Here is a 14,819-nt window from a genome sequence, read left to right on the forward strand (position 1 = left end):
TCCACATCGGGATCGGTTGTGGGAGCGACGTCAGTCGCGATGGGCTACCGGTAGAGCTTCATCGCGACTGACGTCGCTCCCGCAGGAAGAATCTGGGGAAGGCTACGGATCAGACGTTCAACAACAGGAATTCCCGCTCCCACGAACTGATCACGCGGAAGAAGGTCTCGTACTCCTTCCGCTTCACCGAGACGTAAGCGCGCACGAAGCGCGCGCCCATCAGGTCCTGCAGCGGCTTGCAGCCTTCCAGCTCGTCGAGCGCCTCGCCGAGCGAACGCGGCAGTTCGAAGCCGATGTCCTGCGCGCTGCTCGCCAGCGGTTCGGTCGGCTTGAGCTGTTCGCGGATGCCCAGCAGGCCGCACGCCAGCGTACCGGCCATGGCGAGGTAGGGATTGGCGTCCGACCCGGCGAAGCGGCTTTCAACCCGCATGTTCTCCGGCGTGTCCATCGGCACGCGCAGGCCGCAGGTACGGTTGTCGTAGCCCCACTGCACGTTGATCGGCGCCACCTGCCCCAGCGCCAGCCGGCGGTAGGAGTTGACGTTCGGCCCGAAGAACGCCATCGCCATCGGCACGTACTTCTGCAGGCCGCCCAGGTAATGGCCGAACAGCTTGCTGCCCTTGCCTTCGGTCTTGCCGGTGAAGACATTGCGCCCCGTCTTGATGTCCAGCAGGCTCTGGTGGATGTGCATGGCGCTGCCGGGTTCGTTCTCCATCGGCTTGGCCAGGAACGTGGCGTACACGCCATGGCGCATGGCCGCCTCGCGCATCGTGCGCTTGAACAGGAATACCTGGTCGGCGCGCGACAGCGCATCGTCATGGGTGAAGTTGACTTCCAGCTGCGCGGCGCCGGATTCGTGGATCAGCGTGTCCACGTCCAGTTCCATCGCATCGCAGTAGTCGTACATCAGGTCGAGGATGGGGTCGAACTCGTTGACCGCATCGATGGAGTACGACTGCCGCGCGGTTTCGGGACGGCCCGAGCGGCCGGCGGGCGGCAGCAGCGGGAAATCGGGATCGGTGTTCTTCTGCACCAGGAAGAATTCCAGTTCCGGTGCCACCACCGGGCGCAACCCTTCCTTCTCGTACGCGGCCAGCACGCGCCGCAGCACGTTGCGCGGCGCCAGATCATGCGGCTTGCCGTCCTTGGTGTGGCAATCGTGGATGACCTGCGCGGTGGGATCGGTGGCCCACGGCACCATGCGCACGGTGTCCGGGTCTGGCCGCAGGAACATGTCCGAGTCCGACGGCGACGTCAGTTCGTAATAATCGTCCGGGTAGTCGCCGGTGACGGTGGTGGCGAAGATGCCTTCGGGCAGGCGCGTACCGTAGTCATGGCTGAACTTGTCGGCGGGGATGATCTTGCCGCGTGCAATGCCGGTGATGTCGGGTACCAGGCATTCGACTTCGGTGATGCTGCGTTCCTTCAGCCAGCGCCGCAGCGAACTTTCCGCGGGTTCGGCGGCACTGGTCTTCTTTCGTTGGGGCTGTCGTTGACTCATTGTTCACGTCGCTGGTCGTTGCGCCGCGCGTGCGCGGCAGGCGTCGCCAAAGGCCTTGAAGATGCCCAGGTAGAACGGGTTTTCGGTGACTTTCCATTCCGGGTGCCACTGCACCGCCAGCATGAAAGCCGGCCCTTCGTGGCGGAACGCCTCGATCAGGCCATCCGGCGCGCTGGCTTCAACGACCAGGCCGTCGCCGAGGCGGCGCACGCCCTGCCCGTGCAGGGAGTTCACCACGGCGCTTCCACTACCGGCGACGGCGGCCAGCACGCCGCCGGCGGCCAGCGTGATGGCGTGCGCGGGACCGTACTGCACGTCGAGTGGCGCGTCCTTGTCCTCGCGGTGATCCATGAAGCCCGGCTGCTCGTGCACCTTCTGGTACAGGCTGCCGCCGAATGCCACGTTGACCTCCTGGAACCCGCGGCAGATCGCCAGCACCGGCACGCCCATCCGCACGGCCAGCGGAATCAGCGGCAGGTTGGTGGCATCGCGGCGCGGATCCAGCAGGTTGCCCTCGTAACTGGATTCGTCGCTGTAATGGTGCGGTTCGATGTTGCTGACCGCGCCGGTCAGGAGAAGGCCATCCAGTCCTTCCAGCAGATCCTCGAGCGGCAGCACCGGATCCAGCGTGGGCACCAGCAGAGGCAGGCAGCCCGCCCCATCGACCACCGCGCGCACGTATTTCTCGCCGACGGCGAGGAAGGGATGTGCACCGATTTGCTTGTGGTCGGTCGGTAGACCGACCCGCGGCAGCGGGGTCATGCAGGAAGCCCGAAGTGGCTTGCAGGCAAGTTAACCCGGCCGTTTTATTTTTACAACACGAGACGCCAGGAAGGCGTTTTTGGCGCTCATATGGTGCGGCGCGGCACCAATTTCGGGCAATTCGTCGACCTCCGGCAATTTCCGCGTTGAGTATTCTTGACGCCTCCCACCCTCTGCTAAGCTGCCCGCAGCCTCCAGGAACGCCACCATGCGCCCCGATTCCGCTGCGCCTTCCCTGCCTGCCGACGACGCCGCCACGCTGGCCTCGATTCCCGACTGCGAGCTGGTCGATCTGCTGCTGCCGGACATGAACGGCCTGCTGCGTGGCAAGCGCATCACCCGCGACGCCCTGGAAAAGGTCTACCGCGACGGCGTGTGCCTGCCCATGTCGCTCATCGCCACCGACATCACCGGCAACACGGTGGAAGAAACCGGGCTGGGTTACGACATCGGCGACGAGGATCGCGTCTGCCGCCCCGTGCCGGGCTCGCTGCGCGCGGTGCCGTGGTCGCCCCGCCCCGCCGCGCAGCTGCTGCTGGGCATGGAGGACGCGCAGGGCGGCATGTTCGAAGCCAACCCGCGGGAAGTACTCAAGCGCGTGCTGGCGCGCTACGCCGCGCGCGGCCTGAAACCGGTGGTGGCGGTGGAGCTGGAGTTCTACCTGTTCGACCAGCGCCTGGATGACGCCGGCCGCCCGCGCACCTCGATCAACCCGGTGACCGGGCGGCGCAACACCAGCACGCAGGTCTACTACATGGAAGACCTGAACGACTACCGCGGCTTCACCGATGCGGTGGCGGCGACCTGCCGGGCACAGCGCATTCCCGCCGACACTGCCGTGGCGGAATATGCCCCCGGCCAGTTCGAGATCAACCTGAAGCACCGCGACGACGCGCTGCTCGCCTGCGACGATGCGGTCTACCTGAAGCGCGCCATCAAGGCCGTCGCACAGCAGCAGGGCCTGCAGGCGAGCTTCATGGCCAAGCCGTTCGCCGAGCAGGCCGGCAGCGGCCTGCACATCCATGCCAGCGTGCTGGACCGCGACGGCCGCAACATCTTCGCCTCGCCGCCCGAGGCGCCTGCCGATGCGCTGAAGCACGCCATCGGCGGCCTGCAGCGCAGCGACCAGGATTGCCTGCTGCTGTTCGCCCCGCACGCCAACAGCTACCGCCGCTTCGTGCTCAACGCGTTCGTGCCGTTGAACGACGTGTGGGGCTACAACAACCGCACCGTCGCCATGCGCATCCCGCACAGCGACGAGGCGAACACGCGCATCGAGCACCGCATCGCCGGCGCCGACGCCAACGTCTATCTGGTCACCGCCGCCGTGCTGGCCGGCATGCTGCACGGCATCGAGAACGGGTTCGACCCCGGCCCGCCGATCACCGGCAACGCCTACGAGCAGACCGAGATCCGCACGCCGTTCTGGCGCGATGCCATCCGCGACTTCATGGCCAGCGACTTCATCCAGGCGCAGTTCGGTGAATCCTTCCGCCACATCTACGGCCAGCAGAAGCTCAAGGAGATGCACAGCTTCTATACCCAGGTCACCGACCTGGAATACGCCTGGTACCTGCGGGCGGTGTGATGGCACGCAAGCGCGCTGTCTTCATCCACATGCCAGCGCAGGCGGATCTGCGATGACCGCTCCAGCCGGCCGCGAGGCCTACCCGCCCAGCTGGTACGCCGCCAGCGCCACGCCCCTGCCGGAACAGCCTCCGCTGCAGGGACGCATCGACGCCGACGTCTGCATCCTGGGTGCCGGCTACACCGGTTTGTCGGCCGCGCTGGAACTGGCCGAAGCCGGCTACAAGGTGGTCGTGCTGGAAGCCGAACGCATCGGCTGGGGCGCATCGGGACGCAATGGCGGCCAGGCCATCGCCGGCTTCAGCTGTGGCGAAGCGAAGCTGGAGGCGCTGGTGGGTTTCGACGATGCCCGCCGGATGTTCGACCTGTCCCGCGAAGGCCTGCAGTGGCTGCGCGACCGCATCGATCGCCATGGCATCGCCTGCGACTGGCGCGACGGCCATGCGCAGGTGCCCATCAAGCCCCGCCAGGAACGCGAACTGCGCGCCGCGGTCGACGATCTGGCCGCCCGCTACGACTACCCCGTGCAGTGGTGGAGTCGTGAACAGCTGCGGTCGCAACTGGCCAGCGACCGCTATCTCGGCGCTCTGTACGACCCCAACAGCGGGCATCTGCACCCGTTGGAATATGTCCTTGGCCTGGCACGCGCTGCGATGGCGGCCGGCGTGCGCATCTTCGAGCACTCGCGCGTCACCGGACTGCTGCGCGGGCCGCACCCGGTGATGAAGACGGCACAGGGCGAAGTGCGCAGCGACTTTGCCGTGATCGCGGGCAACGCGCTGCTGCGCGGCATCGCGCCGGAACTCGAGTCGCGGATGATGCCGGTGGGCACCTACATCGCCGCCACCGCGCCGCTGGGCGAGCAGCGCGCGCGCGCACTGATCCGCAACGACATGGCGGTGGCCGACACCAACTGGGCGCTGGACTACTACCGCCTGAGCCGCGACCACCGCCTGCTGTTCGGCGGGCGCGCCAGTTATTCCACCCTGCCGCCGCCCAACCTGCGCGGGGTGATGACGCGCCGCATGCACCGGGTGTTCCCGCAGCTGCGCGACGTGGGCGTGGAATACCTGTGGGGCGGCATGATCGACATCTCGCTGAACCGCGCGCCGCACTGGGGCCGGCTGACCCCCCAGGTGTATTTCGCGCAGGGTTTCTCGGGGCACGGCGTCATCGCGACCGGTCTGGCCGGCAAGCTGATCGCCGAGGCCATCCGCGGGCAGTCCGAGCGCCTGGACCTGTTCGCGAAGATCGGGCACCACCCCTTCCCTGGCGGGCGCGCCTTGCGCACCCCGCTGCTGGTGGCCGCCATGGCCTGGTACAAGCTGCGCGACGCCCTCTGGTAGGTCGGCACGCCGGGGGATATTTCGTGACGGCACTCTCAAGTTGCCCCTGGGCCGGCCGATAAACGGTCATGGTCCCTCTGCGGCGCTGCGCCAACACGCAGCCCACCACGCATGCCCACTCCGTTACGCGTTCCTCCCGCCACCGCCGGCAATGATCCGCTGCCCCAACGCGTCCTGGTGGTGGAGAACTCGCGCACGCACGCCCGCCTGATCGGCGAGGCCATCGAGCAGAAGCTGGCGCTGCCGGTGGCGTATGCCGCCACCCTGGCCGAAGCCCGCACGATGCTGGAGCAGCGGCAGGACTGGTTCATGGTGGTCACCAGCCTGGTGCTGGCCGACGGCAGCCACGACGACGTCGTGGAGTTCTTCCTGTCGCGCGAACTGCCCACGGTGGTGGTCAGCGGGGTCTATGACGACGCCATGCGCCAGCAGGTCCTGCGCCGGCAGGTGGTCGACTACGTGCTGAAGAACACGCCGGGCAGCATCGACTACCTGGTGTGGCTTGTGCAGCGGCTCGAGCGAAACCGGCGCATCGCGGCCCTGATCGTCGACGACTCGCGCTCCGCGCGCCAGCACGCCGCTGCGCTGCTGGCGATGTACGGGTTCCGCGTACTGGAAGCGGCCGATGGCGAGGCGGGGCTGGCCATGCTGGACGCCAATCCGGACATCCGCCTGACGATCGTGGACGAGGAAATGCCGGGCATGAAAGGGCACGAGTTCACCCGTCGCCTGCGCGCGCGCCATGCCCGCGACCATCTGGCCATCATCGGCATTTCCGGTACCAGCGACGCCTCGCTGGTGCCGCGCTTCCTGAAGAGTGGCGCCAACGACTTCCTGCACAAGCCCTTCTCGCGGGAAGAATTCTTCTGCCGCGTGTCGCAGAACATCGACCAGCTGGAACTGATCGGCACGCTGCAGGACCTGGCCACGCGCGATTTCCTCACCGGCCTGCCGAATCGCCGCCACTTCCTGTCCGAATGCCATGCGTTGCTGCCGAATACCCTGGGCCGGCAACAGGCGGTGACCGCCGCCATCGTCGACATCGACCACTTCAAGCACATCAACGACACTTACGGGCACGAAGCCGGCGACCTGGCCCTGAAGGCGGTCGCGAATACCATCGCCCAGCATGCCGGCGCGCAGGACCTGGTCGCGCGGTTCGGCGGCGAGGAGTTCTGCGCGCTGGTGCCCTATCTGGGCGAAGGCGAAGCGGTGGAGTATTTCGAAAGCCTGCGCCAGCGGATCGAGGCGCTGCGGGTGGACGTGGGCGGCCAGGTGCTGCGCATGACGGTCAGCATCGGCGTGTTCCGCACGCGGTTCCCGGGGCAGACGCTCAACCACCTGCTCAGCGAGGCAGACCGCCGCTTGTATCTGGCCAAGGCGGGTGGACGCAACCGCGTGGTGTCGAACGGCTGAAGCGCGCCGTCAGGACCCGCCGCACCCCGCACTTGCGGGATCGCGCATGCGATGCGCTACCCGCGACGTGGCATGGCCAGCAGCGCCACCAGCGTCAGCGCGGCCATGGCCGCCAGATACCATCCCACGGAGGCGAGCCCGTAGCTTTCCCCCAACCGCGTGGCGATGTACGGCGCCGGTGATGCGCCCAGGATGCCGGCCAGGTTGAACGCCAGCGACGCGCCCGTGTAACGCACGGCGGTGGGGAACATTTCCGCCAGGATCGTCCCGCACGGGCCGTAGGTCAGCCCCATCGCACCCAGCCCGAGCGCCAGGAAGGCGAGCACGCCCAGGTCGCTGCCGGATTCCAGCAGCGGTGCGAACACGAACCCGAAGGCGATGATCAACAGCGTCGCCACGATCATCGCGTTGCGCCGGCCATAGCGGTCCGCATACAGCGCAGACAGCGGGATGGTCAGCGCGAAGAACAGCACGCCCACCATCTGCAACAGCAGGAAATGCTCGCGCGAGTAACCGAGCTTGGACGTGCCCCAGCTCAGCGCGAACACCGTCATCAGGTAGAACAGCACGAACGTCGCCACCAGCGCGAACGTGCCGGTCACCAGCGCGAACGGATGTTCGCGCACCGCCGTCAGCATCGGCACCTTGACCCGTTCGTCCTTGTCCAGCGCCTTCTGGAAATCCGGCGTTTCGGTGATCCGCAGGCGCACCCACAAGCCGACGAACACCAGCACCGCGCTGGCCAGGAAGGGAATGCGCCAGCCCCACGCCAGGAACTGCGCATCCGTCATCACCTGGGTCAGCAACAGGAAGATGCCGGTGGAGCAGAGGAAACCGATCGGCGCCCCGAGCTGCGGAAACATGCCGTACCACGCGCGCTTGCCGGGTGGCGCATTCTCGGTGGCCAGCAGCACGGCCCCGCCCCACTCACCGCCCAGTCCGATGCCCTGCCCCAACCGGCACAGCGCGAGCAGCGCGGGCGCGACGACCCCGACTTGCGCGTAGGTGGGCAGCAGGCCGATCACCACCGTCGAGATGCCCATCGTCAGCAGCGCCGCCACCAGGGTCGCCTTGCGCCCCACGCGGTCGCCGAAGTGCCCGAACAACGCCGAGCCCACCGGCCGCGCGATGAACGCCAGCGCAAAGGTGGCGAACGACTGCAGCGTCGCCGTCGTCGGATCGCTCTGCGGGAAGAACAGGTGCGGGAACACCAGCACCGCCGCCGTGGCGTAGATGTAGAAATCGAAGAATTCGATGGTGGTGCCGATCAGGCTGGCGAACAGCACGCGGCCGGGGGAGTTGGTGGTCGTGGAGGCTGCGGCGGTAGCGGTCATGGACGGGCCGGTCGGTGGGACGGGGCGATTCTGGCAGAACAATCGGGAAGCCGTGGGAGCGACGTCAGTCGCGACCCCCGTCCCGCATCCGGGACATCGTCATCGCGACTTACGTCGCTCCCACAAAGCTTGATCAGCTCCCCAGGTTGATCCAGGTCGCCTTGATCTCGGTGTACTTGTCGAAGGCGTGCAGCGACTTGTCGCGGCCGTTGCCGGACTGCTTGTAGCCGCCGAACGGGGCCGTCATGTCGCCGCCGTCCCAGTAGTTCACCCACACGCTGCCCGCGCGCAGCCTGCGTGCCACGCGATGCGCACGGCTGATGTCGCGCGTCCACACGCCGGCCGCGAGCCCGTACTCGCTGTCGTTGGCCATGCGCAGGGCTTGTTCCTCGCTGTCGAACGCGATCACCGACAGCACCGGCCCGAAGATCTCCTCGCGGCTGATGGTGTGTTCGTGGGCCACGTCGTCGAACACGGTCGGCTCCAGGTAACAACCACCCGCTACCACGTCCGCCCGCTGGCCGCCCAGCACCAGGCGTCCTCCTTCGGCCTTGCCCTTGTCGATGTAGTCCAGCACGCGCCGTGTCTGCCCTTCATCCACCATCGCGCCCATCGGTGCGCCGGGGTCCAGCGGGTGACGCGGACGCATGCCCTTGCCGGCCTCGACCACGCGGGCGACGAACTCGTCCTTGATGGACCGCTCCACCAGCAGGCGCGAGGCCGCGGTGCAGACTTCGCCCTGGTTGTAGAAGATGCCGCCGGCCGCGGCCTTCGCCGCCACATCGAGATCGTGCGCATCGGCGAAGACGATGTTGGGACTCTTGCCGCCGCACTCCATGTAGGCACGTTTCATGTTCGACAGGCCGGCGCATTGCAGCAGGCGCTTGCCGACCGCGGTGGATCCGGTGAACACCAGTCCGTCCACGTCCATGTGCAGCGCCAGCGGTTCGCCTGCGGCCTTGCCGAAGCCCGGCACCACGTTGAGCACGCCCGGCGGGATGCCGGCCTCGATCGCGAGTTCGGCCAGGCGGATTGCGGTGAGCGGCGACTTCTCCGACGGTTTGAGCACGATGGAGTTGCCCATCGCCAGCGCCGGGGCCAGCTTCCACGTGGCCATCAGCAGCGGGAAATTCCACGGCACGATGGCGCCGATCACGCCCAGCGGTTCGCGCGTCACCAGGCCCAGCTCATCCGGGCCGGTGGCGGCGACCTCGCCATACACCTTGTCCAGCGCCTCGGCGGTCCAGCCCATGCAGCGGATGGTCGCGGCGAGATCGACGCTGCGCGCGTCGCCGACCGGCTTGCCCATGTCCAGCGATTCCAGCAGCGCCAGTTCGTCCGCGTGCTGCTCGATCAGCTGGGTAAGCTTGAGCAGCACCTTCTTGCGGTGAGTCGGGCGTGCACTGGACCAGGCGCCCGCCTCGAAGCTGCGACGTGCCGCCGCCACCGCACGGTTGATGTCTTCTTCCTGCCCGTCCGCCACCTGCCCCAGCACGCGCCCGTCGATGGGACTGATGCAGTCGAAGGTCTTGCCTGCGGCCGCATCCACGTACCTGCCGTCGATGAACGCCTGCGTGCGGATGGACAGCGCATCGGCCATCGCCTGCCAGTCCTGTTGCGTGCGGGGATTGCTCATGGGGACTCCAGGTTGTGTTTTTACCCTTCTCCCAGCGGGAGAAGGTGGCGCGAAGCGCCGGATGAGGGGCGGGCGGAGACGCGTGAGTCCGAATCAACTGGACTCCATCGCCCCTCACCCCAACCCCTCTCTCCCACGGGACTTCCTTCGGTCGCCGACGGGAGAGGGGCTCGAATCATCTAGAACGTCGCCGGCGTATTGGCGCTGACGATCACCGCATCGACCTCGCCGACATTGCGGAAGCGGTGAGGTGTACGGCTTTCGAAGTAGTAGCCCTCGCCGGCTTTCAGCACGCGGACCTGCTCGCCGACGGTGACCTCGACTTCACCCGCGACCACGACCCCGCCTTCTTCGCCCTCATGCGCCAGCATGCTGTCGCCGGTATCCGTGCCGGGGGGCATGACCTCGCGCAGGATGCACATCTGGCGCTGCGGGCGGTGCTGGCCGACGAGGAAATAGTGGATGCCGTTGCTGCCCACGTCCGGAAGTTCATCGGCGACGTAGAACGGGCTGTCGGGCAACCCCTTTTCCAGGTCGAGGGTGAAGAAGTCGGCCAGCGAGATGGGAATCCCGTCCAGCACCTTCTTCAGCGAACTGACCGAGGGGCTGACCTTGTTCTGCTCGATCAGCGAGATGGTGCTGTTGGTGACACCCACGCGCTTGGCAAGCTCGCGCTGGCTGAGGCCTTTGGATTTGCGGACCAGTTGCAGGCGTGCACCGATGTCCATCACCACCCTTTCGGACGCTGGAAGTGTTGCGGGATACTTTACACCTCGTCGAGGCCCGTCGGGGAAGCCCCGGAGCCGCCGCTGCGGGAGGGACTTCGGCCAAGACGCCTTCATGGACAAGGCCCCGGGGCGGAAGCCGTCCCGCAGGAGCGAAACCATGGCGCCCGTCAGTTGTAAAGTTTTTTCAACGCGCTAAGCTGCACCCATCCGCCCGTTCCCCTGGAGCCGCGATGAGCGCCGACGACACCTCCGCCGCCCTGGCCGACCACTACGCGCGCCAGAACCTGGAAGCGCCCGGTTCGCTGGACAACTTCTGGATGCCGTTCACCGCCAACAGGCAGTTCAAGGCCAGACCGCGCCTGCTCGCGAGCGCGGCCGGCATGTACTACAAGGATATCGACGGCAACGAGGTGCTGGATGCCACGGCCGGCCTGTGGTGCTGCAACGCCGGCCATGCGCGCCCGCGCATCGTGGAGGCCGTGAAGAAACAGATCGAGACGCTGGATTTCGCGCCCAATTTCTCCATGAGTTCGCCGCTGCCGTTCAAGCTGGCCGAACGGCTGGCCGAACTGACTCCCGGCGACCTCAATCGTGTCTTCTTCAGCAATTCGGGTTCCGAGGCGGTGGACAGTGCGCTCAAGATCGCGCTGGCCTATCACCGCGTCCGCGGCGAGGGACAGCGCACGCGCTTCATCGGTCGCGAGAAGGGTTACCACGGCGTCGGCTTCGGTGGCATCTCGGTGGGCGGCCTGCCGAACAACCGCAAGTGGTTCGGCCCCGGGCTGCCGGCCGTGTCGCACATCCGCCACACGCTGGACGTGCCGCGCAATGCGTTCTCAAAGGGCCTGCCGCCGCATGGCATCGAACTGGCCGAAGACCTCGAACGGCAGATCACGCTTTACGACGCATCCACCATCGCCGCGGTCATCGTCGAGCCGATCTCCGGTTCGGCCGGCGTGGTCATCCCGCCGCACGGCTACCTGCAGCGGCTGCGCGAGATCTGCGACACGCACGGCATCCTGCTGATCTTCGACGAAGTGATCACCGGCTTCGGCCGCGTCGGCCATGCGTTCGGCGCGCAGCGCTTCGGCGTGGTCCCGGACATGATCACCGCCGCCAAGGGCATCACCAACGGCTGCGTGCCGATGGGCGCGGTGTTCGCGTCGGACCGCATCTACGACGCCTTCATGACCGGCCCGGACCATGTCATCGACATGTTCCACGGCTATACCTACTCCGGCCACCCGCTGGCCTGCGCCGCCGCACTGGCCACGCTGGACACCTATGCCGAGGAGAACCTGTTCGACAAGGCGCTCGAACTGGGCGACTACTGGCAGGAAGGCCTGCACTCGCTGAAGGGCCTGCCCCACATCGTCGACATCCGCAACTTCGGCCTGGTGGGCGCCATCGAGCTGGCCCCGCGGCCCGGCGCACCCGGTACCCGCGCGTATGACGTGTTCACCCGCGCCTTCCACGACGGCCACCTGCTGATCCGGGTGACCGGCGACGTCATCGCCCTGTCACCGCCGCTGATCGTGGAAAAGGAACATATCGACCGGATTGTGCAGATCCTGTCTGACACCATACGCGCGACCGCGTAAAATTACGGACCAACGGCACCAGCGCTCCCCACGCGCGAGCCCCATCCCGCTACTGGAGAGAAACATGCTGATTGGCGTCCCCAAGGAAATAAAGAACCACGAATACCGCATCGGCCTTACCCCGGCCGGCGCACGCGAACTCGTCTCCAATGGCCACCAGGTCATCGTGCAGCGCGACGGCGGCAAGGCCATCGGCCTGACCGACGAGCAGTACGTCAAGGCGGGCGCGCAGATCGTCGACACGGCAGAAGAAATCTTTGCCCGCGCCGACATGATCATCAAGGTCAAGGAGCCGCAGCCGAACGAGTGCGCCATGCTGCGTCCCGGCCAGGTGCTCTACACCTACCTGCACCTCGCGCCCGATCCGGAACAGACCAAGGCACTGGTCGCCTCCGGCGCCACCTGCATCGCCTACGAAACCGTCACCGACCGCAAGGGCGGCCTGCCGCTGCTCGCGCCGATGTCGGAAGTGGCCGGCCGCATGTCGATCCAGGCCGGCGCGCACGCGCTGGAGAAGGCGCAGGGCGGTTCCGGCGTGCTGCTGGGCGGCGTGCCCGGCGTGAAGCCGGCGGAAGTGCTGGTGATCGGCGGCGGCGTGGTCGGGATCAACGCCGCGCGCATGGCGATGGGCATGAACGCGCACGTCACCATCCTGGACCGCTCGCTCGACCGCCTGAAGTACCTGGACGAGCTGTATGGCCACCAGCTGACCACGATCTATTCCACCCGCGATGCCATCGAGGAACGCCTGCCCGACACCGACCTGGTGATCGGCGCCGTGTTGATCCCCGGCGCCGCCGCGCCCAAGCTCGTCTCGCGCGACCAGCTGAAGCTGATGCGTCCGGGCTCGGTGCTGGTGGACGTGGCGATCGACCAGGGCGGCTGCTTCGAGACCTCGAAGGCCACCACCCACCAGAACCCGACGTACGAAGTGGACGGCATCATCCACTACTGCGTGGCCAACATGCCCGGCGGTGTCGCGCGCACGTCCACCTTCGCGCTGACCAACGCCACCCTGCCCTTCGCCGTGCAGCTGGCGAACAAGGGCGCGAAGCAGGCCATGCTGGACGACGAGCACCTGCTCAACGGCCTGAACGTGCACGCCGGCAAGATCACCTACAAGGCGGTCGCCGACGACTTGGGTTACGCCTACGCGCCGGCGCGCGAGGCGCTGGCGTAACCCGCTGTTCCTTCTCCCCGCAACTGCGGGGAGAAGGTGCCGAAGGCGGATGAGGGGCACGCAGGAGCCATCACCGCCTCGGCGATGACGACCCTATCGAGCGACTGGAAAAGCAACACTCGAAACACCGCGCCACGATTGAACAAGGGCTCCGTCGCCCCTCACCCGCCCTCCGGGCACCCTTTCCCCGCACGCGGGGCTAGGGATTCCACCAGGTAGTCCGCCATGACTGAAGCACTGCATCATTTCTTCGACGGACAGCAGGTGGAGGGCAGCAGTGGCCGCTTTGGCGACGTCTTCGACCCCGCCACCGGCACCATCACCGCACGCGTACCGTTGGCATCGGGCGATGACGTGAAGCAGGCGGTGGATGCCGCATCCACCGCCTTCCCCGCATGGGCCTCGACCACGCCGTTGAATCGCGCACGCGTGATGTTCCGTTTCAAGGAGCTGCTGGAGGCACACGCCGGTGACCTGGCGAAGATCATCACATCCGAACACGGCAAGGTGCTGTCCGACGCACGCGGCGAAGTGACGCGCGGGCTGGAAGTCGTGGAGTTTGCCTGCGGCATCCCGCACCTGCTCAAGGGCGAGCACTCGATGAACGTCGGCCGCGATGTCGATTCGTGGAGCGAGTACGCGCCGCTCGGCGTGGTCGCCGGCATCACACCCTTCAATTTTCCCGCGATGGTGCCGCTGTGGATGTTCCCGGTGGCGCTGGCCTGCGGCAACACCTTCGTGCTGAAGCCTTCGGAGCGCGACCCATCCGCCGCACTGTTCATGGCCGACCTGCTGAAACGGGCCGGGTTGCCGGATGGTGTGTTCAACGTCGTGCATGGCGACAAGGTGGCAGTGGATGCCCTGCTGGACGAACCGCGCGTGCAGGCGCTGAGCTTCGTGGGTTCCACATCGATCGCCGAATACATCTACGCGCGCGGCAGCGCCAACGGCAAGCGCGTGCAGGCGCTGGGCGGCGCGAAGAACCACATGGTCGTGCTGCCCGACGCCGACCTGGACGGCGCCGTCTCTGCCCTGCTCGGTGCGGGCTATGGTTCGGCCGGCGAACGCTGCATGGCCATCTCGGTCGCTGTCTGCGTCGGCGATGCCACGGCGGATGCGCTGGTGGCGAAACTCGCGCCCAAGGTCGCCGCGCTGAAGATCGGACCCGGCTGCCAGGATCCCGAGATGGGCCCGCTGGTCACCGGCGCGCACCGCGACAAGGTGCGCGGCTATGTGGACGCCGGCGTAGCCGAGGGTGCGCAACTGGTGGTCGATGGGCGCGGACACTCGGTGGATGGCCACGCCGACGGTTTCTTCCTCGGTGGCTGCCTGTTCGACCGGGTGACGGCGGACATGACGATCTACCGCGAGGAAATCTTCGGCCCGGTGCTATGCGTCATGCGCGTGCCCGATCTGGACGCGGCGCTGCAACGGGTCAACGAGCACGAATACGGCAACGGCACCGCCATCTTCACCCGCGACGGCGGCGCGGCGCGCGAGTTCGCCCACCGCGTGCAGGCCGGCATGGTCGGCATCAATGTGCCCATTCCCGTGCCCATGGCGTTCCACAGCTTCGGTGGCTGGAAGCGTTCCATCTTCGGTCCGCTGCACGTGCACGGCCCCGACGGCGTGCGGTTCTACACGCGCCTGAAGACCATCACGGCCCGCTGGCCGGAAACGCATGCGGCCGAGTTCGTCATGCCGACCATGAAGTGACGCGCAGCCGCG

General features: G+C 67.1%; 11 protein-coding genes. 6 read left to right on the forward strand and 5 right to left on the reverse strand.

From position 1 onward, the window contains the following. Positions 1 to 109 precede the first annotated feature (109 nt). Together OVA13_RS07275 and OVA13_RS07280 are read right to left on the reverse strand one after the other, a co-directional pair. The gene (locus OVA13_RS07275) at positions 110 to 1,501 is read right to left on the reverse strand and encodes a glutamine synthetase family protein (protein WP_267793112.1); all 1,392 of its coding nucleotides are present in this window, start codon (positions 1,499 to 1,501) and stop codon (positions 110 to 112) included. A 3-nt stretch (positions 1,502 to 1,504) separates the two neighbouring features. Next, positions 1,505 to 2,263 carry a gamma-glutamyl-gamma-aminobutyrate hydrolase family protein gene (locus OVA13_RS07280; RefSeq protein WP_267793113.1) on the reverse strand — a complete coding sequence of 253 codons (759 nt, stop codon included), beginning with the start codon at positions 2,261 to 2,263 and terminating at the stop codon, positions 1,505 to 1,507. Positions 2,264 to 2,471: 208 nt separating this feature from the next. Between OVA13_RS07280 and OVA13_RS07285 the strand changes: the two genes are divergently transcribed. From OVA13_RS07285 to OVA13_RS07295, 3 genes are all read left to right on the forward strand, one after another. Then, entirely contained in the window at positions 2,472 to 3,851 is a 1,380-nt protein-coding gene (locus OVA13_RS07285; protein ID WP_267793114.1) for a glutamine synthetase family protein, read from the forward strand. Between the two features lie 52 nt (positions 3,852 to 3,903). Continuing rightward, on the forward strand, positions 3,904 to 5,196 hold the full coding sequence (locus OVA13_RS07290; protein WP_267793115.1) for an NAD(P)/FAD-dependent oxidoreductase: 1,293 nt from the start codon (positions 3,904 to 3,906) through the stop codon (positions 5,194 to 5,196). 111 nt (positions 5,197 to 5,307) lie between these two features. Beyond that, positions 5,308 to 6,612 carry a diguanylate cyclase gene (locus OVA13_RS07295; RefSeq protein WP_267793116.1) on the forward strand — a complete coding sequence of 435 codons (1,305 nt, stop codon included), beginning with the start codon at positions 5,308 to 5,310 and terminating at the stop codon, positions 6,610 to 6,612. A gap of 56 nt (positions 6,613 to 6,668) precedes the next feature. On the opposite strand, the gene OVA13_RS07300 is transcribed toward OVA13_RS07295, so the two are convergent. The 3 genes from OVA13_RS07300 to OVA13_RS07310 all read right to left on the reverse strand — a co-directional run bounded on the left by OVA13_RS07300 (position 6,669) and on the right by OVA13_RS07310 (position 10,310). After that, positions 6,669 to 7,946, reverse strand: coding sequence for an MFS transporter (locus OVA13_RS07300; protein ID WP_267793117.1), 1,278 nt, complete (start codon positions 7,944 to 7,946; stop codon positions 6,669 to 6,671). Between the two features lie 133 nt (positions 7,947 to 8,079). Beyond that, positions 8,080 to 9,582, reverse strand: a complete 1,503-nt coding sequence (locus OVA13_RS07305; RefSeq protein WP_267793118.1) for an aldehyde dehydrogenase — start codon at positions 9,580 to 9,582, stop codon at positions 8,080 to 8,082. Between the two features lie 179 nt (positions 9,583 to 9,761). Further along, positions 9,762 to 10,310, reverse strand: coding sequence for a type II toxin-antitoxin system RelB family anti-toxin (locus OVA13_RS07310; RefSeq protein ID WP_267793119.1), 549 nt, complete (start codon positions 10,308 to 10,310; stop codon positions 9,762 to 9,764). A 230-nt stretch (positions 10,311 to 10,540) separates the two neighbouring features. Between OVA13_RS07310 and OVA13_RS07315 the strand changes: the two genes are divergently transcribed. The 3 genes from OVA13_RS07315 (at position 10,541) to OVA13_RS07325 (ending at position 14,807) form a co-directional block, all read left to right on the forward strand. After that, complete coding sequence (locus OVA13_RS07315; protein WP_267793120.1) at positions 10,541 to 11,911, forward strand: omega-aminotransferase AptA; 1,371 nt, start codon at positions 10,541 to 10,543, stop codon at positions 11,909 to 11,911. A 64-nt stretch (positions 11,912 to 11,975) separates the two neighbouring features. Next, positions 11,976 to 13,091, forward strand: coding sequence for an alanine dehydrogenase (gene ald, locus OVA13_RS07320; RefSeq protein WP_267793121.1), 1,116 nt, complete (start codon positions 11,976 to 11,978; stop codon positions 13,089 to 13,091). Between the two features lie 225 nt (positions 13,092 to 13,316). Then, positions 13,317 to 14,807, forward strand: a complete 1,491-nt coding sequence (locus OVA13_RS07325; RefSeq protein WP_267793122.1) for a CoA-acylating methylmalonate-semialdehyde dehydrogenase — start codon at positions 13,317 to 13,319, stop codon at positions 14,805 to 14,807. The last annotated feature ends 12 nt before the right edge of the window (positions 14,808 to 14,819 follow it).

Origin of the sequence: Pseudoxanthomonas sp. SL93 (genome assembly GCF_026625825.1) — a bacterium.
Taxonomy (GTDB): Bacteria; Pseudomonadota; Gammaproteobacteria; order Xanthomonadales; family Xanthomonadaceae; genus Pseudoxanthomonas_A.